This is a genomic window from Floridaenema flaviceps BLCC-F50 (genome assembly GCF_041929275.2).
GTDB lineage: Bacteria > Cyanobacteriota > Cyanobacteriia > Cyanobacteriales > Aerosakkonemataceae > Floridanema > Floridanema flaviceps.
The window spans coordinates 904,433-925,495 of record NZ_JBHFNR020000002.1; the positions used below are offsets into that span (position 1 = coordinate 904,433).

The 21,063-nt window shown below is 38.8% G+C and carries 18 protein-coding genes; 11 read left to right on the plus strand and 7 right to left on the minus strand.

The features are described 5' to 3' along the window. Positions 1 to 13 precede the first annotated feature (13 nt). Both larB and ACE1CI_RS24160 read left to right on the plus strand, forming a co-directional pair. Entirely contained in the window at positions 14 to 796 is a 783-nt protein-coding gene (larB, locus tag ACE1CI_RS24155) for a nickel pincer cofactor biosynthesis protein LarB (RefSeq protein WP_413267320.1), read from the plus strand. Between the two features lie 373 nt (positions 797 to 1,169). Then, positions 1,170 to 1,694, plus strand: a complete 525-nt coding sequence (locus tag ACE1CI_RS24160) for a hypothetical protein (protein ID WP_413267321.1) — start codon at positions 1,170 to 1,172, stop codon at positions 1,692 to 1,694. A 54-nt stretch (positions 1,695 to 1,748) separates the two neighbouring features. Here ACE1CI_RS24160 and ACE1CI_RS24165 read toward each other — a convergent pair whose 3' ends face one another. Next, a complete protein-coding gene (locus ACE1CI_RS24165) occupies positions 1,749 to 2,369 on the minus strand; it encodes a hypothetical protein (RefSeq protein WP_413267322.1) in 621 nt (206 codons plus the stop codon). A gap of 100 nt (positions 2,370 to 2,469) precedes the next feature. On the opposite strand from ACE1CI_RS24165, the gene psbP reads away from it, so the two are divergent. From psbP to ACE1CI_RS24180, 3 genes are all read left to right on the plus strand, one after another. Beyond that, the gene (gene psbP, locus ACE1CI_RS24170; protein ID WP_413267323.1) at positions 2,470 to 3,009 is read left to right on the plus strand and encodes a photosystem II reaction center PsbP; all 540 of its coding nucleotides are present in this window, start codon (positions 2,470 to 2,472) and stop codon (positions 3,007 to 3,009) included. A gap of 136 nt (positions 3,010 to 3,145) precedes the next feature. Beyond that, positions 3,146 to 3,751 (plus strand): Maf family protein, encoded by a 606-nt coding sequence (locus ACE1CI_RS24175; RefSeq protein WP_413267324.1) that lies wholly within the window; start codon positions 3,146 to 3,148, stop codon positions 3,749 to 3,751. A 203-nt stretch (positions 3,752 to 3,954) separates the two neighbouring features. After that, complete coding sequence (locus ACE1CI_RS24180; protein WP_413267325.1) at positions 3,955 to 4,764, plus strand: cobyrinic acid a,c-diamide synthase; 810 nt, start codon at positions 3,955 to 3,957, stop codon at positions 4,762 to 4,764. Between the two features lie 123 nt (positions 4,765 to 4,887). Here ACE1CI_RS24180 and ACE1CI_RS24185 read toward each other — a convergent pair whose 3' ends face one another. After that, entirely contained in the window at positions 4,888 to 5,961 is a 1,074-nt protein-coding gene (locus ACE1CI_RS24185; RefSeq protein ID WP_413267326.1) for a glycosyltransferase family 4 protein, read from the minus strand. A 176-nt stretch (positions 5,962 to 6,137) separates the two neighbouring features. Between ACE1CI_RS24185 and ACE1CI_RS24190 the strand changes: the two genes are divergently transcribed. The 4 genes from ACE1CI_RS24190 to ACE1CI_RS24205 all read left to right on the plus strand — a co-directional run bounded on the left by ACE1CI_RS24190 (position 6,138) and on the right by ACE1CI_RS24205 (position 11,282). Further along, on the plus strand, positions 6,138 to 7,463 hold the full coding sequence (locus ACE1CI_RS24190) for an ABC transporter substrate-binding protein (protein ID WP_413267327.1): 1,326 nt from the start codon (positions 6,138 to 6,140) through the stop codon (positions 7,461 to 7,463). Between the two features lie 347 nt (positions 7,464 to 7,810). Then, positions 7,811 to 8,776, plus strand: coding sequence for a glycosyltransferase family 4 protein (locus ACE1CI_RS24195; protein WP_413267328.1), 966 nt, complete (start codon positions 7,811 to 7,813; stop codon positions 8,774 to 8,776). A gap of 151 nt (positions 8,777 to 8,927) precedes the next feature. Beyond that, complete coding sequence (locus ACE1CI_RS24200; protein ID WP_413267329.1) at positions 8,928 to 10,382, plus strand: class I SAM-dependent methyltransferase; 1,455 nt, start codon at positions 8,928 to 8,930, stop codon at positions 10,380 to 10,382. Between the two features lie 150 nt (positions 10,383 to 10,532). Beyond that, complete coding sequence (locus ACE1CI_RS24205; protein ID WP_413267330.1) at positions 10,533 to 11,282, plus strand: cupin domain-containing protein; 750 nt, start codon at positions 10,533 to 10,535, stop codon at positions 11,280 to 11,282. 186 nt (positions 11,283 to 11,468) lie between these two features. On the opposite strand, the gene ACE1CI_RS24210 is transcribed toward ACE1CI_RS24205, so the two are convergent. From ACE1CI_RS24210 to ACE1CI_RS24230, 5 genes are all read right to left on the minus strand, one after another. Then, positions 11,469 to 12,578 carry a saccharopine dehydrogenase family protein gene (locus ACE1CI_RS24210; RefSeq protein WP_413267331.1) on the minus strand — a complete coding sequence of 370 codons (1,110 nt, stop codon included), beginning with the start codon at positions 12,576 to 12,578 and terminating at the stop codon, positions 11,469 to 11,471. 82 nt (positions 12,579 to 12,660) lie between these two features. Continuing rightward, a complete protein-coding gene (crtO, locus tag ACE1CI_RS24215; protein ID WP_413267332.1) occupies positions 12,661 to 14,355 on the minus strand; it encodes a beta-carotene ketolase CrtO in 1,695 nt (564 codons plus the stop codon). Positions 14,356 to 14,540: 185 nt separating this feature from the next. After that, positions 14,541 to 15,365 carry a DUF1206 domain-containing protein gene (locus tag ACE1CI_RS24220; RefSeq protein WP_413264124.1) on the minus strand — a complete coding sequence of 275 codons (825 nt, stop codon included), beginning with the start codon at positions 15,363 to 15,365 and terminating at the stop codon, positions 14,541 to 14,543. Positions 15,366 to 15,488: 123 nt separating this feature from the next. Beyond that, positions 15,489 to 16,232 carry an LmeA family phospholipid-binding protein gene (locus ACE1CI_RS24225; protein WP_413264125.1) on the minus strand — a complete coding sequence of 248 codons (744 nt, stop codon included), beginning with the start codon at positions 16,230 to 16,232 and terminating at the stop codon, positions 15,489 to 15,491. Between the two features lie 128 nt (positions 16,233 to 16,360). Next, positions 16,361 to 17,104: an LmeA family phospholipid-binding protein gene (locus ACE1CI_RS24230; protein ID WP_413264126.1), complete on the minus strand. Its 744-nt coding sequence runs from the start codon at positions 17,102 to 17,104 to the stop codon at positions 16,361 to 16,363. A gap of 340 nt (positions 17,105 to 17,444) precedes the next feature. Here ACE1CI_RS24230 and ybiA point away from each other — a divergent pair, with 340 nt between their 5' ends. Together ybiA and ACE1CI_RS24240 are read left to right on the plus strand one after the other, a co-directional pair. Continuing rightward, the gene (gene ybiA / locus ACE1CI_RS24235) at positions 17,445 to 17,903 is read left to right on the plus strand and encodes a riboflavin biosynthesis intermediates N-glycosidase (RefSeq protein WP_413264127.1); all 459 of its coding nucleotides are present in this window, start codon (positions 17,445 to 17,447) and stop codon (positions 17,901 to 17,903) included. 202 nt (positions 17,904 to 18,105) lie between these two features. Next, positions 18,106 to 20,871 carry a GAF domain-containing sensor histidine kinase gene (locus ACE1CI_RS24240; protein WP_413264128.1) on the plus strand — a complete coding sequence of 922 codons (2,766 nt, stop codon included), beginning with the start codon at positions 18,106 to 18,108 and terminating at the stop codon, positions 20,869 to 20,871. Positions 20,872 to 21,063 lie beyond the last annotated feature (192 nt).

Genomic DNA, 21,063 nt, shown 5'->3' on the forward strand with positions numbered 1-21,063 from the left:
AATCTAAAATCGAATGACTCAACCCGAAGCATTACAATCTCTACTAGAAGAAGTTGCAAATGGTAGAGTTAGCCCAGATATGGCAATGGAAAAACTCAAGCATTTTGCCTTTGAATCAGTGGGCGATTTTGCCAGAATCGATCATCATCGACAACTGCGAACTGGGTTTCCCGAAGTGATTTGGGGACCCGGTAAAACACCCGATCAAATTGCCCAAATTTTTCAGGCGATGCGGCAAAAAAATCCGGTAGTAATGGCAACAAGAATTACTCCCGAAGTTTATGCTGAAATCCAAGAAAAAATTCCTCAGCTTTACTACTACCCAAATGCCCGAATTTGTGCCACCGTTCCCGCTGCTTTAGAAGCTCAATATTCCGGGACAATTGGCATTCTTTCCGCCGGAACAGCTGACTTGCCAGTAGCAGAAGAAGCCGCAGTAACCGCCGAACTTTCCGGTTTTCAGGTACAGCGTCTCTGGGATGTGGGAGTTGCAGGGATTCACCGTTTGCTGAGTAACCGCCACGTCATCGCCCAATCCAATGTTTTAATCGTGGTTGCGGGAATGGAAGGCGCTTTGCCTAGCGTGGTGGCAGGTTTGGCAGATTGTCCGGTGATTGCGGTTCCCACCAGCGTTGGTTATGGCGCAAGTTTTGGTGGTCTTGCCCCGCTATTGACAATGTTGAACTCTTGTGCTGCGGGAGTAGGCGTGGTCAACATTGATAATGGTTTCGGCGCAGCAATTTTGGCAGGACAAATTCTCAGAACGGCGCGTAAGATTAGTTTAATGGCTGAGTAACTGGGGACTGGGGATTGGGGACTGGGGACTGGGGACTGGGAAAATTTCTCTATTTCTGCTCTCTGTGTCCTCTGTGCCTGGAGTGGTTCAAAAAATTTAGTGTTCCGATTATATGCGAAATTCCGCTAATAATTTTCTGGTTTTGCGGGTTGCTTTGATTGTATTGATTGTTAGTTGTTTGGAGTTGATTTTTCGCAAGTTTAAATGTAGTTTAGGGGAATTTTTCGGCTTATTTTGGGTTAATTTTTTATTTTTATTGGTTTTATTTTATTGGCCTCCCTACTTGGCGATAAAATTTAACGTGAATTTACAAAAATCATTAGCAGTTCGGTTTAGTCTATTTTTTAAGGTCTTATTTAAAGTGGCTTTTTATATGTTATTTATAGCCATTTTAATGGGTTTTATTTTAAGTTATTTACAACAAGGCGTTAGCGATTATTTATTGTTTTTACCTTTGTTGATTATCTGGCCTATTTATGCTTTTTGGGAGTTAAAGCAGCATTGTAAAAAAGTTATATTTCCCTTGGCAATTAGCATATTTACCCTGGTAGCAATTCAATTAATGAATGTGCCAAATCCGAGTTTAGCAACTTTTGATGAGTATTTTCCGGCATTTGCGGAAGTAGCTGCTATGGTAAAAAGGGGAGAATTATTAACAGAAACAACTAATAATCAAAAATCAGAAATTAAACTTCCTTGTAAATATCGTTATTTGGTTGGTTGTCCAAATCGAAAAATAGTTGTTAAACAGCAGGGAAAGGCGATCGAGATTTTCTTTTGCCAAGATCGATCGCGTTTTTCTCAAGGAATTACAGGTTTTATTTACCGTTCTGATGGCAAAGATATATCTAATCAAGAGATTAGAAAACTTAAAGAAAATTGGTTTTGGCAAAAGTGAAGTACACAGCAGATCCCCGACTTCTTGAAGAAGTCGGGGATCTGGTTTACAGAATTAAATAAACAGGGATAACCACTTGGGATAAGCATAAGAATTTACCAATTTTAATTGAGGTTCGGGGAAGGTTTGAAAAAGTTTTTTAGCGACAGTCTCTAAATTAGAAATTAACTTGTCATCTGTTCCCGAAGCTTCAAAACCTAAACTCCACCAAGGATTATCATTAACCCTTAATTGGGTAAGTTCTACATTACAACCTTCTTGAGAAGTTTCTTCTGTGGAAGCTGGAGTTAAACTATAATCATCAGCGACTAGATAGCGAATTTGCGATCGCGCTTTCTCCACCTTCACCCATTGTCCTTTAGCAACTACCTCTGGAGTAATTAAACTCTCTAATTTCGGATCTTCACAAGTGGTTTTCAGCCATTTTTCGGCGGCACCTATTACATTATTTCTGAACTGCAAAATTCCTAATTCTGTGACTCTTAACTTAGTTTCTAAACGATTTTGACGTAGTTTCACCCCCAAAAATTCACATCCAGGTATTAGTAAATACAAATCGTCTCGCTGTTCTAATGGTCGATCGTTTTCCCGCAATACATCCGCAGTAAACCAATTTTCAATTGCTGGTGGTATTGTACCCCGAGCGAACCATCTAATTTCGCTAGTAGTCAGCATTACCTGTTCTCCGAAAATTCTTAGTTCCGAAAAAGTGTCCCATAAATGGGAAAATATAACCGCCTAGAAAATTACAACATCGATCGAGGGAATGTGACAAATGCTAAAACGAATTGTAGCGCTACTATTAATTGTTCTGACTGTCACCTTGAGTGGTTGCGTTTCGCCTACAGGCGGGTTGAAAAGCTATACTGATACCAGCGACGGATACCAGTTTTTATATCCTAATGGTTGGATTCCGGTGCAAGTAGCAAATGGCCCTGATGTGGTGTTTCATGATTTAATTGAAGAAACAGAAAATGTTAGCGTGGTAATTAGTGCAGTTGCATCAGGTAAAACTGTTCAAGACTTGGGAAGTCCAGGTGAGGTAGGATACAAATTATCCAAAAGTGCGATCGCACCTCCGGGATCGGGAAGAGAAGCAGAATTAGTTAATGCAGAAGCAAGAGAAGGCAGCGGAAAAACTTATTACCTTTTGGAATATGCTGTAAAATTGCCCAATCAAGAACGACATAATCTCGCTAGTGTAGTTGTTAGTAAAGGTAAACTTTACACTTTTAATGCTTCAACTACAGAAAAGCGATGGAAGAATGTAAAAAATCAGTTCCAGCAAGTTGTTGATTCATTCCAAGTTTATTAAATTAGTCATTTGTCATTGGTCATTTGTCAAAAGTCAGGAATTCCTGACTTTTGGCAAATGACTAGCAACAAGTAGAAGACAGATAGAAACGGATGCAAAAATATTGCTATAACAAATGACTTATAACAAATGTCCAATGACTAATAACAAAATGCCAAAATTTATTTTAGCTTCGGCTTCTGTGGCGCGTCGTCGCCTGTTACAAAATGTGGGAATTGAACCGATTGTTTTACCTAGTGATTTTGATGAGTCGCAGGTAAATATTAGCGATCCTAGAGAATTAGTGAAAACTTTGGCGTTGCGAAAGGCCCAAACAGTAGCAGCGCAACAAACCGAGGGGTTAGTATTAGGTTGTGATTCGGTTTTGGCAATTAATGGGGAAATTTACGGAAAACCAGCTGATGCAGAGGAAGCGATCGCACGTTGGCAAAAAATGCGATCTAAAGTTGGCGAGTTGTTAACAGGTCATGCTTTAATCGATTTACAACAGGGTAAAACCTTAGTCCGTTGTCAGGTAACGGAGGTTTATTTTGCTTCTGTTAGCGATCGGCAAATTTCCGCTTATGTTGCCACTGGAGAACCATTAAAATGTGCAGGATGCTTTGCATTAGAAGGTAAAGGTGGTCTTTTCATCGAAAAAATCTCCGGTTGTCACAGCAACGTGATCGGACTCAGCTTACCTTTACTGCGTCAGATGTTAGATCAACTCGGATACGATGTCACCGACTTTTGGGGTTTTTAGCCTACTTATTGTTAAAAATAGTTAAACAAAAGAGTGGGTTTATTGGAAGATATGTGGGAATACTAGTGTTAGATGGAACAGAACTAAGGTGAAATTTGCAGTGAGATTAGTTTGGTAAATTTTTGAGATGCGCTCAATTAAACATTTTTCACCTTAGTAAAATTCTTGCTCAAGTTCTTCTTTTCTACCCCTAGTTTCAGGTTATGACTGAACTCAACTCGCCAACAACTCACATTGCTGAATCCAATACTGCTAAAAGTATGCTGGAAAAATTACCCCCACCTGCCAGAGAATGGGCTGAAAGTTTACCTTGGGAACAACGCCGTTATGTTTTGTCTTTGTGTCATTTATTATGTGCAGCTTCACCAGAAGTGCAAGCTGACTTTTTAGATGATTACACCGCTGATGGTTTAGTTGCTCGAATGTTACAAGATCGAGACGCACAACAGCTATTAGAAAGTTACTTGCGGAGATTTTACATTAACACGGAAATTAATCAGGCACTTCTCAAAAGATATGTTCGCCAATCTTTTATTCATTCCTCTCAAGATTTACGCCGCAAGCCTGATTTATATTTGGAATCAGCTTTACGTTTAGTTCTAAGTACTAAAGAACGAAACAGCGTTTTTAATTACATCTTAGGATTTGAGTTGTTGAAAATGATTTTCCAAATGAGTTGGGCGCAACATGAACGATTAACAGCTTTGCAAAAATCTCCGGCAACTTTTATTAAACATATCATCAAACCTATCCAAAAATCACATAGATTGAATGGCGTAATTGTCCCCAAGCATGAAAAAGTTTTCTTTGAAAAACATGATTACTTTGTGCAATTACCGAATATCCCAGACAAGCGCCTAATTGAGTTTGTCATGTTTACTTTTTCTACTGAAGTTGTTAGCGATTTTGGATTTTCCATAATTCGCCATCCTCATTCTTTGATGTTTGATTATGAATACATTTTTCAATCAGAAAAAGAAGGCATTTTTACCCAAGGATTTGGCAGTGAGTAGGGGCAGAGTGCAAAGTTTGCTTTTCAGGTAGGGGCGATCGCATAGCTTGTCCCTAGAAAGAATTATTCCCATTTTTTAACTCAGTAAATCCCAAGATTAAACCCAGGCGATTGAGATCTGGCATCATCTATTAAGAATACCTTTAAACCATTTTTCCACGCGATCGCCCATCGCCTCCAAAGAATATGTTGCTTCTGCTTGTTGCCGACAAGCATAGCGATCGATTTCCTTTAACCGACCAATAGCATCCACCAAACCTGGCACACTATCCGGTTCTACCAAAAAGCCAGTTTTGCCCTCCTGGACAATTTCTGTCAAACCACCCCGCCGATAAGCAATTAAAGGCACTCCACAGGCTAACGCTTCAATGGCAACATTACCAAAAGCTTCTACCCAACGGGGAGTTACTAACAAAGCTAGACATTTACCTAATTCTTGTTGTAACTCGATCGTAGGTAAAAAGCCCATGTATTCTATCGACGTATCTGGGTAGTATTGAAAAATCTTCTGCCAGTAACTTTCATCCTGTTTCATCCCAAAAATTTTTAAAGGAATACCTGTGATTTTTGCTGCCGCTACAGCATCTTCTAATCCTTTTTCCGGTGCTATTCTACCTACCCAAGCTAAGGTTTGACTTGGTTGATTACAAAACTGATAAATAGATAAATCCATACCATTTAGCAAACAAGTACATTGCTGTTTCAACCCAAAAGTCGCTGCTTGTGTTTGAGTATGAAAGCCAATAGTACCTGGAAATTTAGTTGCTACCTGTTCTATTATCTGATCCATTGCATCTGTCAAAGAACCCATACTGATCAGATGAGCGATCGGAGTATGAAAAAATGGTGTCAAATAAAAAGGAAGCCAATCATAAGCAAAATTCATAATTAAATCATAATCAGCTTGCACTTGCCGTGCATATTCCCACATATTTGCCAAAACAGAATTTTTTGGCATAGTAATTGGGCTAGTACGGGTTTGTGTTTGTCCTGGTATCTGTAATTCCCCAGGAATTTCTTTCACAATAAATGGCTGCATTACAGACCCCTGTGGTGCGATAACTTCCACCTTGTATCCTCGTCGCGTCATCTCTTTGGTAATGTTAAATAGTGTCAGTTCAACACCACCTCCAATACCTGTACCTAACGCACCAACAGGAGTAGAAATAAACAATAATTTATCTGCTGATGTTTGCATAATTTTATGGCTCTCCCAGACTAGATATCAATATATGACTAGCCACAATAGATTTACTTGTATTATTGATTTAACTTTTGTTAAGTATACTTCATCAGTAGGAACTTTTCAATAAAATTTATTTATTTTGACTCGGAAAACTTGAGAATTAATTTGATGTGTGATAAATAATATTTATGATTTTAAAACATTTCTTCCAGAATTACGTAATCTTTTTTATCCAAGCACTAGCCGTCAAAAAGAAAGTTTTTATTTTAGGAACTTTACTCAGCTTGTGTCTAGTATTTTTATCCAGTTGTCAAAATTCCGTCAATAAAGAGAGTAATATAGTTCATTTGACACTATGGCAAGGTATTAATCCTCCTGCTAATCGGGATGTGTTTGAAAAATTGGTAGATAAATTCAATAAAACACATCCTGATATTCAAGTTGAATCTATATTTGTTGGTGGAACAGAACAGCAATTGCCAAAAGTTTTAACAGCAGTCGTCGGTAATGCTCCGCCAGATCTTCTTGTATCCGATCCGCAAATTACAGGTCGGTTTGTAGAGTTGGGAGCAATTCGATCGCTAGAAGATTGGCTAGATAAATTACCAATAAAGTCAGAAATTATCCCAAGTACAATTAAGGAATTGTGGCTAGATGGACATCTTTGGTCGGTGCCATATTATAGTGGTAACGTTGCCATTTTTTACCGACCAAAACTATTTGCCGCAGCAGGTATTACTGAGGTTCCTAAAACTTGGGGAGAGTTGCGACAAGTTGCCAAAAAATTAACTATCGATCGCAATGGTGACAAGCGCCCTGAGCAGTATGGAATGTTATTACCATTGGGTAAGGGAGAATGGACAGTTTTTACTTGGTTTCCTTTTTTGCTGAGTGCCAAAGGAGAAATAGTAGAAAATAATCGTCCTGATTTGACTAATCCAGGAGCGATCGCTGCCTTAGAATTTTGGCAAGATTTTATCAAAGATCGATCGGCTTTACTTTCTCTTCCAGATCGCGGTTATGAGGAAGATAATTTTATTAACGGGCGTGTGGCAATGCAGTTGACAGGGCCTTGGACTTATATCATGAAAAGTAAAGTTGATTATGATGTATTTCCCATACCTGTTGATAAAAAAAGAGCCACAGTCGGAAGCACCGGAAACGTATTTGTCATGAAAACAACGCCCGAAAGAGAGCAAGCAGCGCTGAAATTTTTAGAGTATGTTTTAAGCGAGCAATTTCAAACTGAATTTAGTATTGGAACTGGTTTTTTGCCAGTTAACATCAAATCTGCCCAAAGTGAAGCTTATCAGAAATTTCTCGATCGAAAACCTGTGTTAAAAGTGTTTTTAGAACAAATGAAATGGGCGGGAAATCGACCAATTATTGCTGGATATACCCGTCTCTCAGAAAGCCTTGGTCGAGCCATTGAATCAGCATTGTTAGGTGAGTCTCCCAAAAAAGCCTTACAAAAAGCCCAAGAGCGTATAGAAGTAATTTGGGATACCAACTAAATCTATAATTTTTTAGCCCATGACTTGAGTCGCAGGGGCGACAATAATTACGAAATTTCAACCATCCGCTTAACTGTTCCCTGCGAACCTTTAGTGATTTAGGCTACCAACCCAAGCCAGGACAAGGAAAATGCAGAAAAGGTAAGGTGAAAGAATATTCTTAGCCACTTCCCCTCTTTTTGCAAATTTGGGATACTGCTCTGCTTTGTGATAAAGTATTTGTGAGAAAATTTTAGATTTATTTCGCAGATAAATCGGGTTCCTCTATCTTTTGATTTTTGGTTTATATCAGAAATCAAAAGAGAATATTGTTTAACTTTGAAGTTTTTTACCAAGGGAGGTTTTTGATGAAAATTGCTATTGTTGGTTGGGGTTATGCGCCGGAACCACCATTATCAAACTCTATTTATACTTTGATGAGTGAATCGAAAAAATTTTTAGAAAATCTGGGACATACCGTTGATTTTTTTAATGAGAAAAATCCTGACATAACTATCAAATACCTGAATGAGGGGAATTATGATTTCGTCCATTCACACGCTATTAATTTTGTAGACAGGTTTAATCAAAAACTTCAAAAAAAATATTGTTTAACCTGCCACTATGGTTACTTATTGAAAGAAGATAGATGGGAGGAAGAATTTAAACAAGCTTTTGCCTCTTTCATAAGCGTGCCTGGGATAATTACTCCTTCTCGTTCAACAGAAGAGTTTTTTAGAAATAAAGGATATTCTGGATATATCAAAGTTCAACCTAACGGGATTGATACTGAAAAGTTGAATTTTAAAGAAAAAGGGAATAATAAAGCTGTTTGTTTAGGTTGGATTCAACCAAGAAAACAGCAGAGATTACTGGCAGAAACGATCGATGGAAAGATAGAGTTAGATTTTGTTGGGCCTTTAGACGATCCTGATTTTAAAGAAGGAAAGACGACAAAACATTTAGGAATGTGGAGTCTACCACAAGTTTATGCTAATCTCACAAATTATAGCTGTTTGGTGCTAATTAGTGATGGAGAAGTTGCACCACTCGTAGTACTCGAAGCAATGGCAGCAGGTTTATGCGTTGTTGTTTCTGAATCAGCTAGTGCTAACTTACACGACAAAGATTTTATTCGAGTTTTGCCAGATGATATTTTAAGTAATGCTACTGAAGAAAATCAACAAATTGTTTGCGATACAATTGGGGAGTTAATTGAAAAGAATAAATTTTATCGGCATGAAATTGTAGAATATGCCAAACAAAATTTTGATTTTCGCCACCTAATTAAAAACTATATTCAGATTATTGACGAATTTAGAAGCTTTTGTTAGGAATAGCTTATTTAATTGGTCATTAGTCATCTGTCTTTACAACCGTGAATGAGTCGCCAGAGTTAATTTTAAAGGTTGACCTAGAAGCGAAATTTTAGAGTCGCCTTTACATGACCCGTTGAAGTAATGTTGTCCCTATAAGGAAGAGAAGATGAAAAAAGAAACAGTAGAAGTTATTGACAGAGAATTGTTAGCAGATAGAGATTATGTTTCCCCTGGTTTTGAAATTATCAAGCCAGACAAATGTTTCCCTAATATGATTGTGGAAGATCCCAGTGTTTCCAATTGGCCTTATCTAAGACAGGAAATTCCTCACAATTGGTATGTGGATAAAAGAAACATCTATGTAGGATTTCTCAGTCGAGATGAAGCCCATATTGCTTATAACACTGCCCTAAAATTTAGAGGTAAAAGAGCTTTAGAAATTGGCTGTTGGTATGGTTGGTCTGCCTGTCATATAGCTTTAGCAGGAGTGGAATTAGATGTGATTGACCCTCTATTAGCCAAAGAAGATTTCTATGAAAGTGTAACTAATTCTCTGCAATGTGCAGGTGTTATAGACTTAGTTAATCTAGTCATCGGTTATAGCCCACAAAAAGTAGAGGAATTAGCACAACAATTACAACGCAAGTGGTCGTTCTTTTTTATTGATGGCTCTCATGATGCTCCAAGTCCACTCAATGATGCGATAATCTGCGAACAATTGGCAGAGACAGATGCTTTAATTTTATTTCATGATTTGAATTCTCCCGAAGTTGCTGAAGGTTTAGATTACTTAAAACAAAAAGGGTGGAATACAATGATCTATCAAACTATGCAAATAATGGGAGTTGCTTGGCGGGGTAATATTGAGCCAGTTCAACATCAACCCGACCCCAAAGTGAATTGGGATTTACCAGAGCATTTGCAAAACTATTCAGTAAGTAATTTATCAGCTGATTTAGTCAACGAATTCTTGGAAATTGTTACGGCTATCCGACCCTATACTTTATTAGGTGAAGCACGTTTATTTTCACTCTACTCTCTAGCCAAGAAAGTTTGTATAGAAGATATTCCCGGAAACTTTGTTGAATGTGGAAGTTGTAAAGGGGGAGCAGCAGCACTTTTAGCATTCGTAATTAAGCGCTACAGCCTTCGCCCACGCTTACTTTATGCCTGTGATACTTTTGAAGGAATGCCAGATCCAACTGAAGTTGATATATACAATGGAATACCCGCAAATCTCACAGGATTTGGAGTTGGCACTTTAAAAGCTCCAATCGCAGAAAATATAAAGTCGATTTGCAAATTGTTAAACGTCGAAGATATTGTTGTACCTGTTAAAGGTTTGTTTGCTGAAACATTGCCTCAATATAAATCAGAGATCGGTAATATTGCCTTACTACACGCTGATGGAGACTGGTATGAATCAACAATGGACATCTTTAATACACTTTATGACAGCGTTGTTCCTAATGGTCTGATTCAGGTGGATGACTACGGTCATTGGGACGGTTGCAAGAAAGCTTTACATGATTTTGAACGTTTGAGAGGAGAACAATTTAACCTTCATCGAATTGACTATACTGCGGTATGGTTTAAGAAGGGAAATTTTCTACCAAATTAAGGTTATTGACTAATTTACAAGTTTTTGCTAAAAATAGCTTGTTTAATTGGTCATTAGTTATCTTTATTTCCAATTTCAGCTAATAGCCTCTTCGTGATAAAATTGGCAAAAATAACGACCTTTATCGCCAACATTAATTCAAATTGAAACATGGGATCTTCTTCTGTTCTGTGGCAACCCCAAAAAATTCACGCAGATTTACACATCCACGCATCTGTATTACCAACTTCCTTAATTTGGCATCAGACAAACTTTACCGGGATTTTGTTTGGTTGTTTTGAGTCTGATGGAGAAGTTCAAGAACATCCAGTAACAATGCTGACTCGATTCGAGCCTGGTGGGTTTTTCCCGTTGCATGGTCATCCAGGTGGAGAGGAAATTTTGGTACTTGAAGGAAACTTCCAAGACGAAACAGGTGTGCATCCACCAGGAACTTATATGCTGAATCCTGAAGGCTTTATCCACCGCCCCTTTAGTGATGAAGGATGTCTAACTTTTGTTAAATTACGCCAACACGGTGGCAAGACTCGTCAACAAGTAAGAACGAATATTTTCGAGTTGCCTTGGCAAACTGGAACTGTGGCAGAAATTCAGGTTCAACCCATCTATGAGCAAGAGGGATACCCAGAAAAAGTCTGGATTGAACGGTGGCAACCTGGTACTAAGTTATCTAATGTCGTTGAGACTGAGCTTAAAGAAATCTTTGTTATCCAAGGAACTTGGAGTGATGACTTCGGGGATTATCCAACTTACAGTTGGCTACGGTATGCACCAAATTGCCCTTATAACCCGGCTTCAAAAGATGGTTGTCTTATTTACGTTAAGACATATCCTGCCGATAATACAACGAGGTTTATTGTTGGGGAAGATTTCCGACATCCGGGGGAAACAGATGTATAGAAAGGATGGTTTTTTACCTAAAATCTAACTTTAAATCCCCGTACTCAAAGGAGGACTTTTTTGCTGACCATTTATCAACCTAATCTATTATTAACTCAGTCATAGTCTTGCGTTTTTTCTTACCTTGGGATGCTGCCAAACTTGGCAGCATTTTCGTTTATAAGCAAAAAGATCGTCAAAGACCTCCTAAATTGATAAACACTCTTCCTGAATTTTTACTTTTCGACTTATCATTGTTTGCTCAAACAAATCGGTAGGAAGTGCTTGTTCTACGGGCCAAACTCCGGGTTTTTTTAGTTTACCATCTAAAATTAATTCTGCTATACTGCCTGTGCCGTAAGCTGCGGCTACTGCGGTATTTTCATGGACTAAAGTAGAACAATAATTTACAGTTTTACCGTCTTTTTCTCCGGTTACTTCGGAACGAATTGCTACACCAATACCGCTAAAGCGATCGCTAACATTAGTCATTTTAAAACTTACATTAGCCAAAAATTCAATTACATAGCGATTTTGAATCCAACTCGTAGGCCAAGTTTTCGCTACCCACCACGTAAGATAATTGTAAAAATCGGGTACAGAACCGAATTTTGTAATAACAGTTTGGACAGGAAAAGTATCAGGAAGGGTAAAGGTTTCTGGCATATCGTACCAGTAAACGCCTGCGCGTCCGTAAGGTGCAGGGAATTGGACTATTTCGCGATCGCTATAAGGTTTTAACTCTTGCCATTTCCCATTTATCCACGCCACAAATGGACGTTGTAAACCTAAAAAAGTTGTTCGCAACACTGTAATTCCTGCACCACCAGATCCACCAACTACATAACTTAAATGGATCTTTTCTGCTTTGTCCAGTTGTTCTACACCTTGGCGCACCATGCTATTAGAAATACCGGGGAAAATTCCTGTATTTACAATAGCGGTAATTCCCTCTGCTTGGGCAGCAGAATGATATTCTAATGCTTTACTTGTGAACGATCGATGATCGCTGACATCTAAATAATCTGCACCTTCTTCAATACAAGTTTTTAAAACATTAGCATCGCGGTAATGAAATGGCCCAGCGCAATGAATTACAATTCTGCTAGCAGTAATTGCCTCTCTTAATTTCTCTTTCTCTGCTAAATCCAAAGCCAAAAAATTGACTTGTTTACCCAATTTTTCTGCTATCTTAATTCCTGTTTCTGGATGTCTGCCTGTAATAGTAACATCTGCCTCTGTGTGGTTGACTAAATCCGCCGCCACACTGCTACCTATTCTGCCGCTTCCTCCAATAATTAAGATTTTGTCAGTCATGTTAAAAATGCTCTTCTATTAACTGCAATTGAGAGATTAGTAGGAGTTCCAAATTAAGATGTTATTCGGAACTCCTCAAAACTTAGAACGTCTTGAAAATCGATTTTGCCGTTGATTTAATCGAATTTGCCGCATCACTTAAAGTTTGGGCAAGTGGTTGTTGAGAATGCAGGAAAACGCGAGCGCAATTTCTTCCTGGCATTCCCGAAATTGAACCACCGGGATGAGTCCCCGCACCACTGAGAAATAGTCCTTCAATTGGGGTTTTGTAGTTAGCTAATTCTGGTAAAGGACGGAGAAACACCATTTGATCTAGAGTCATATCGATGTGGTAGTAATTACCTTTATATGCTCCTAAACGTTCGCCTAATTCTGCGGGACTTTCGACGCGACGGGCGAAAGTTGCAGTCTTTACATTGGGGGCATATTCTGCTAGTTTATCGATGACGCGATCGGCAACTTTATTTTTCAATTCATCCGTCCAACCTGTACCATTCAAACCAGTTCCTTCCGCCCCAAAAACATTATAAGGCGCAAAGAATTCAATCCAAACAGTATGTTTGCCATCAGGTGCCATCGAAGGATCTAACATTGTTGGTTGTACCACATACATCGATGGATTTTCTAGAGGAATTTTACCTACTGAAGGATCGCTGTGAGCAATTTCTACCTGTCTTACTGTATCAGCAATTAACACCGAACCAATCAAATATTCATCTTTGTGATTGTGATGCACAAAGCGCAAAGGTTCATCCATTGCCAAGTCAATTTTTAGGATAGTTTCATTGTTATTGACAATGCGACGTTCCAAGCGTTCTCGCAATTCTGGATCGGCAGCATCCACATCACTTTCATCCATTAATTGCAAGAATACTCGCCTTGCATCAATGTTAGAAATTACCCCCCGATTGGCGCGATATTCTGTGCCACCAGCTACCCGCACGCCAACAGCTTGACCATTATCAATCAAGATTCTTTCTACTTTTTGATCTGTGAGAATTTTGCCACCCAAACTAGTAACTAAATTCACCAAAGCTTTAACTAAAGCACCAGTTCCACCTTTAGGTCTAGCCATACCTGGATTATGACGCATTGCCATCATAATTGCCCCGATACCGAGATTTTTTTGCGAAGGAGGCGCACCTAATTCTGATGATAATCTTGCTAAAGGTGCTTTAATAAATTCCTCATCGAACCATTCGTTCAAAATATCTTCAGCGCTGGTAAGCATGGTGCGTAAAAAGTCAAGGGTTTTGTTAGTAGAACCGATGACTGAAATTAAATCTTTGATCTTTTTCAAATCGTAGTTGCCAATAATATCCACTACTGATTTTGGCGGGGCATTAAACATGGGAATCATAGCACCAATTGCCCGTTGCCAAAAGTTAGTAAATTCGGCATATTTTTTGGCATCTCGTTCATTGTAACGGGCAATTTCCGCACAAGTTTTTTCTAAAGAACGGTGCGCTAAAAAGTATTTTCCATCTGGATGGGGACAAAATACAACTGGGTCGCAAAATAGATATTCTAAGCCGTATTTTTCCAGTTCTAATTCTTCGACTACTGGCCCTAAATGAATAAATTCATGGTCGATCGCACAGAGGTTAAATTTGAAACCAGGCGCTTTGTCTGGGATGACTTCTTCTGTAGTTGCTGCACCTCCAGGAACCGATCGCTTTTCTAGCAATAAAACGCTATATCCCGCTTTTAACAGATAAGCAGCACACACCAACCCATTGTGTCCTGCACCAATAATTACCACATCATAACTTTCCATCTATCCAACTCCGGGCAGTAGTCTATTTTCTCAATTATAAGAAAATAAATAAATGTAAAAAATCTGTCAAATTACAGAATTTTTTAGTATTGCGATCGCGCAACCAAACAAAAAAGTTAAGGTACGTTGTTGCGCTTTAGCGCTAACATATAGCGCTAAAGCGCAACAACGTACCTTTTTAATATTTAAGCAGTTCTAATCCGGCGATATTTAGCTTCCACCAATGTATAAATACCGTAAGCAATTAGACCGATCGCCACAATTCCCAAAATCCAAGGGCCTAATGGTTGTGCTGCTAACGCCGCCAATGCACCACCAAAACCTCTAGCTTGATTTGGATTAGACAACCGCGCCGCTTGAATTAAGAAAAAGCCGATCGCCATGAAAACCACACCCCTAGCAGCATAACCTAATCTGCCAAGATTAGTTGCCCAAGTTCTCTCGTTACGATCCATTTGTTGCCAGTTTAAATCTTCTCGAAATTTAGCTTTGTAAGCCTTATAAATTTCATAAAATCCCATTCCAATTATTAGCGCCCCTGCAATTCCTACTAACCATTGACCGAAAGGTTGAGCTAAGAAACGTGCCGTCCAATCATGAGTAGCCTGCTCCCCAGAACTGCTTCTGTTTCCTAAGATTAATTTGACAGCAGTAAAAGCTAATCCTGCATAAATTACACCAGCAATAAAACTACCTAAACGCCCAAATATATTATCTCGCTCTGGGTTTAAAAATGCTTCAATGAATCGCCAAAGCATATATCCAAACAAACCAATTGCCACTAAAACTAATAAAAACTTGCCTAAAGGTTGAGTGAGAATTGTTTGCAAAGCCCCGGCAGTGTCAGTAGTTTTACCACCCAAACCAAAAGCCGCTTGTGCTGCTAAAATACCAACGATCGAAAAAACAATTCCCTTGGCAACTAAGCCGAATCTTGCTAGTTTTTCTACCCAAGGATCGGCAGCAGCAAGTCTTGCTTTCTGTTCTAGATTTCTTGTTTGTTGTCTCATAGTAATTAATAGTTTTAGATAAAAAAATTTAATAAATCCATTAAGTTCGTTGTAACGACTTTAGTCGTATATTCTTGAATTAAAGGACTAAAGTCCTGACAACGAACCGAGTTTTTCCTTTGTTTAAGACGAAGGAAAACTTCTAATATAAGCTTCAGCTTCTACAACAAGGTTTCCTGGTTGAACATCTAAATTTTTCAAGCGTAAAGACATTCCTTTAAGTTCAAAGTTAGTGAAGTCTAATAATTCGCTAGACTTAGCTAACAAAGCTTCTGTTAGTTCAGGCGAAATTTCTTCACCTTCGATATATTCCACCTGCTCTAAAGAAATGCGATTTCCCCCAGATGCTATTTGTGGAACAGCAGTAAAAGCAGTTTGCTTTGTTTCTCCTGTTTCCCGTAAATAAAAAGTAGCACCCACGCTAAATTTATCATTACCTGGTAGACTAAATTCTACTTGTTGAGTATCTACAGTCACAGGTTGATCTGCCAAATTCACCTTCAGGTTTTGTAACTTTTCCCGCAGAAAATCGGAATTAAATGCGCGATCGATATCTTGTTCTGTTAAAACAACTCGCGTTTCTGCTTGTGTGGGATGAGAAAGTTCGATTTTGCCAAAAGCTGCACTCAAAGGATTAATTGCAATATTGCCAACTTGCATTTCCAATTTCTCGGTTCGCAAGTCTTCTTTCATTACCAAACCTTTGCCTTCGATCGCAACAGATTCTAACTGTCCTTGCATTAGCTGAATTGGCTCAGTGCGGATATCTACGTTCAATTCCTCAACTTGATCCAACTGAGTTGATAAACCGATTTCTGCGGCTTTACTCAGTGCTTGTTCCCCTAACCCTGGTTGTTCTACTGACATCTTGAATCATTAAATGTGGCATTACTAACCTATAATTTAGGTTCTCCTCGTTAAAATTTGTATCTGCACCACGACAGACATTTATTTGGACTCATTCGGCACTAAAAATCAGGCAATTTATCTATGCCTTATGAGGGAATCTCGGTGATTTTAGCTGTGGTATAAATAGTTAATCTGCCTTTTTCCAATTCCATCTTTTGCACCCGAACAGCTGTTCCATCCATGAGAAAATATGGGGAGAATACCAGATCTTTAAACTTCTGCATTAAAGCTACAGCAAATTGTAGAGAAATGCCCGGTGCCGGATTGCATTGAAAAGACTCCATAAATAAAGGTTCAAAAATAGTACCTGGGTGAATTACCGCTTGGAAATTTAGCGATCGCTGATTCCCGACCTCATGTAATATGGTGCTACCGTTGAAGACGATCGTATTAACATCCCGCAGTTCAATCCTCATTTGTTGCATTTCTAAACTGACAATTTGCCCATCCACATCTAGCTGAAAAGCTTGCATCTTTCTACGGACATAATCCGAATTAAAAGCCCGATTAATATCTACTTCTGAAAGTACAATTCGGGCAGAGGCATCTGTTGGGTGCGAAAGTTCCACTTCCCCAAAAAGCATACTTAAAGGATTAATAGCAATCCGATTTGTGTGGATTTCCATCTCTTGCAAATGGATATCCTTTTGCACCACTAAATCTTGACCAGAAACGGAAACAGAATGTGCTTTTCCTTGGACTATATCCACCAGATTAGTACGCACATCTACATCAAGATTTTCTGCCGAATCTAGCTGATTAGATAACCCCATTTCTATGGCTGCTGAGATTAGTTTTTCTTCTAGGTTGGGTTGATTTTGTTCGGTCATTTGCAATTCTCCTAGTAGCCTATACTTTCTTACTGTATGGCTTCAGCTAGGAGAATTAATCTATATTTAGTCATAATAAATTTGCCCAATTTTAATTGATGATATAATTAATTAATTCCTACTTTGCCGAAACTACTTTTTTGCCTAGTGGTAAAATTTGCCTTGCTCGCAGGTTCACTTACACCCAAAGTCAGCAAATTATTACCTTTCCCTAGCAACTTTTGCTTCCCTGAATCTAACCATATTGTTAAACTACTCACTTTTACTTTACTATAAGATGGTTTATATTATCGATGAATTAATCAATAGTTTCAGCTAAAATTATCGAGAGCAGTTGGGAATGGTAATATATTTTTACAAAGTTTATGAACCTTACGGCTGTTTTTCCAATTTTTCACCTCATGGGATTTTCATTGAAGGAGAATATTGGCAAACAGTAGAACATTACTACCAAGCAAATAAATTTTTAGGTACAAAAGATAGCGTTTTCATCCCCTTAATTAAAGCTGCTACCACCCCGGAAAAAGCTGCATCTTTGGGACGCGATCGCACGCGCAAAGTCCGCCCCGACTGGGAACAAGTCAAATGTTCTATAATGCGTCAAGCTGTACTCACCAAATTCCTCACTCACTCAGACATCCAAGGAATCCTCTTGGCTACTGGCGAACAAATGATTGTGGAAAAATCCCTCACAGACTATTATTGGGGTTGTGGTTTAGATAATACTGGTCAAAATAATTTAGGTCAAATTCTCATGAGTGTGCGTCAGGAGATCAGGGAACTAAAAAGAAGCAACTAAAATCCAGAAAAACTGCTCCAAAAGAAAGAAGAAGAAATCCCTCTTTTTCTTTCTACCTCTAGAATGAGTAACTTAATTAATTTGGATGACAAAAATTAAAGTCTGCGAATAAATACCTATTTTTATGAAGTCTGTAGCTTTTAGCGTAAATTTTATTTAACAATTAGTATAGACAGGTAATATTTATAACTTTTTTGTAAAAATGCCCTTTACTAGTAACTCTCAATCATCACAGCCAAGTATCGATCAAACTGTTCTTTTACATCGAATGATTAATCGCATCCGTCAATCTCTAGATTTACAGGAAATTTTAACCGCTACGGTAGCAGAAATTCGGGCTTTTTTAGATAACGATCGCGTCATGATCTATCAGTTTCACGCTGATAGCAGTGGCGAGGTAATTGCAGAATCACTCGCCCAAAATCGTCTTCCTTCCTTATTAGGATTGAACTTTCCCGCAGACGACATTCCCGTAAGTGCAAGGGAAATGTTTGTCAGTGCGCGACAACGTTCAATGGTAAACGTAACCACAGGCGAAATAGGTTTAAGTCCTTTAGATTGTTCCCAAACAGGAGAACCTCTGGAAATCGAGGATATTCGCTATCGACCAGTAGACCCCTGCCATATTGAATATCTAACAGCAATGGGAGTAAAATCTTCCGTAGTTGTACCGATATTACAATACGATCTGAATTCTCAACAATCTAAACTTAAACTTTGGGGATTGCTTGTATCACATCATGCTGACCCAAAAACTATTTCCCAAATACAATTGGATACAGTGCAGCAAATCGCCGATCAAGTATCAATTGCGATCGCTCAAAGTAACTTATTAACCCAAGCTCGTCAACAAGCAGAGAGACAAGCAGCAATTAACAAAGTTGCCATCAAATTGCATCGATTAAATACCATTCAATTACAAGAAGCATTAGCAGAAACCGTTGCTATTTTTCAAGGTAATGGTGGCAGACTTTACATGGCTGTAGATGAATATTATCCCATAAAAATTTATACTTATGGCGACGATCCTCTCATCCATCGAAACAGTAATTATTTATTAGAAGAAGACCCGATTTGGCAAAAAAGATTTTCACCAAAACCTGCCACTTCATTAGTTAATTCTGTATGGGCGATCGCCGATGTTTATCAAGACCCACAAATTAGCCAATTAGCAGAAATATTTCAACCTACCAAAATCCGAGGATTATTGGTGATTTCCTTAGAATATCGGCAACAATTTTTGGGATATCTAACAATTTTTCGTCATGAAATAGAAAAAGAAACCCTTTGGGCGGGTCGATTCGATTCCGACAAAAGACAACTTTATCCCCGGCGATCTTTTGCCGCTTGGTTAGAATTAAAAAAAGGTCTAGCCATAGATTGGAAACCCGAAGAATTGGAATTAGCCACAGCTTTAGGTTCGGAATTTTCAATGGCGGTACAGCAGTATCAGTTATATCAAAAAGTGCAAATACTTAATGCTGATTTAGACCATCAAGTAAAAGAACGTACAGCGCAATTACAACATTCACTCATATTTGCTAACCTATTAAAGCAAATTACCGACCAAATTCGCAGCACCTTAGACTTCAAAACCATATTACAAACTATAGTCGAAGAAGTGCGCCAAGTATTAAACACAGACCGAGTAGTAATTTATCAATTTACCCAACAATGGCATGGCAAAGTAATTGTCGAATCGAGCATCGGCAGTTGGCTTTCTATTTTAGGTTTCTCCGGGCCACAAGGTTGTTTTACCGAAGAAATAGCTCAACTTTATAAACAAGGAAGAGTAGGGTCAATTAATGACATTTTTGCATCCAATATTCCCGCTTGTTATTCAGAGTTTTTGCAAAGCATTAATGTGCAAGCTAACTTAGTAGTTCCGATTAGAATGGGCGAGATACTTTGGGGTTTATTAGTTGTGCATCAATGTTATTCTCCCAGAGTTTGGCTAGCCACAGAAATAGATTTACTACAACAATTAGCCGATCAAGCAGCGATCGCCATTCAGCAAGCCCAACTTTACCAACAAACTCGCAATTCTGCCCAATTAGAACAAGCGAAAGCCAAACAATTAGAACTAGTATTGCTCGACTTACAAAAAACCCAAGCGCAACTAATTCAAACCGAAAAAATGTCTAGTTTAGGACAACTAGTTGCAGGTGTCGCCCATGAAATTAACAACCCAGTTAACTTCATTTTTGGTAATCTCACTTATGCCAGCGACTACTGCCATGACCTCCTAGAATTATTGCAACTTTATATCAAACATTATCCCCAGCCCCATCCAGAAATTCAAGAAAAAACCGAAGAAATTGACGTAGAATTTCTCGCTAACGACTTACCAAAATTGCTAAATTCCATGAATGTAGGAGCCGATCGCATCAGACAATTAGTATTATCATTACGGAACTTTTCTCGATTAGATGAATCCGACATTAAACCAGTCGATATTCACGAAGGCATCGACAGCACATTAATGATTTTGCAACATCGCCTCAAACCAAAAGCAGGACATTCCGGCATTCAAATCATCAAAAATTATGATAACTTACCCTTGGTAGAATGCTACGCTGGTCAGTTGAATCAGGTATTTATGAACCTGTTGTCTAATGCCATTGATGCTTTAGAAGCTAAAAGTCGCACTCAAGAACAAACCGAGCCAATCAACAGCGAGAATTCCGACCAACCAAAGATAGAGATTTCTACAAAAATCCGCCAAAACAATTTAGTAAAAATTAAAATTGCCGACAATGCTTTAGGAATACCACCCCATATTAAATCCCGAATCTTTGACCCTTTCTTTACTACCAAAGAACCAGGTAAAGGCACGGGATTAGGATTAGCTATTAGCTACCAAATAATCGTGCAGAAACATGGCGGAAAACTTAAATGTTCCTCTCAACCGGGAGTAGGCGCAGAATTTTCCATTGAAATTCCGGTTAAACAAGTGATGAAAAAGTGAAGAAAGGGAACTCCTGAACAGGGAGGTAGGTTCGGGAGTGAGGAGGTAGGGAGGTGGGGAGGTGGGGAGGTGGGGAGGTGGGGAGGTGGGGAGAGTTTTGAGTTTTGAGTTTTGAGTTAGTTAAATTCCCCTTGTCCCCTTGTCCCCCCATCCCCCCATCTCCCCATCCCCCCATCTCCCCATCCCCCCATC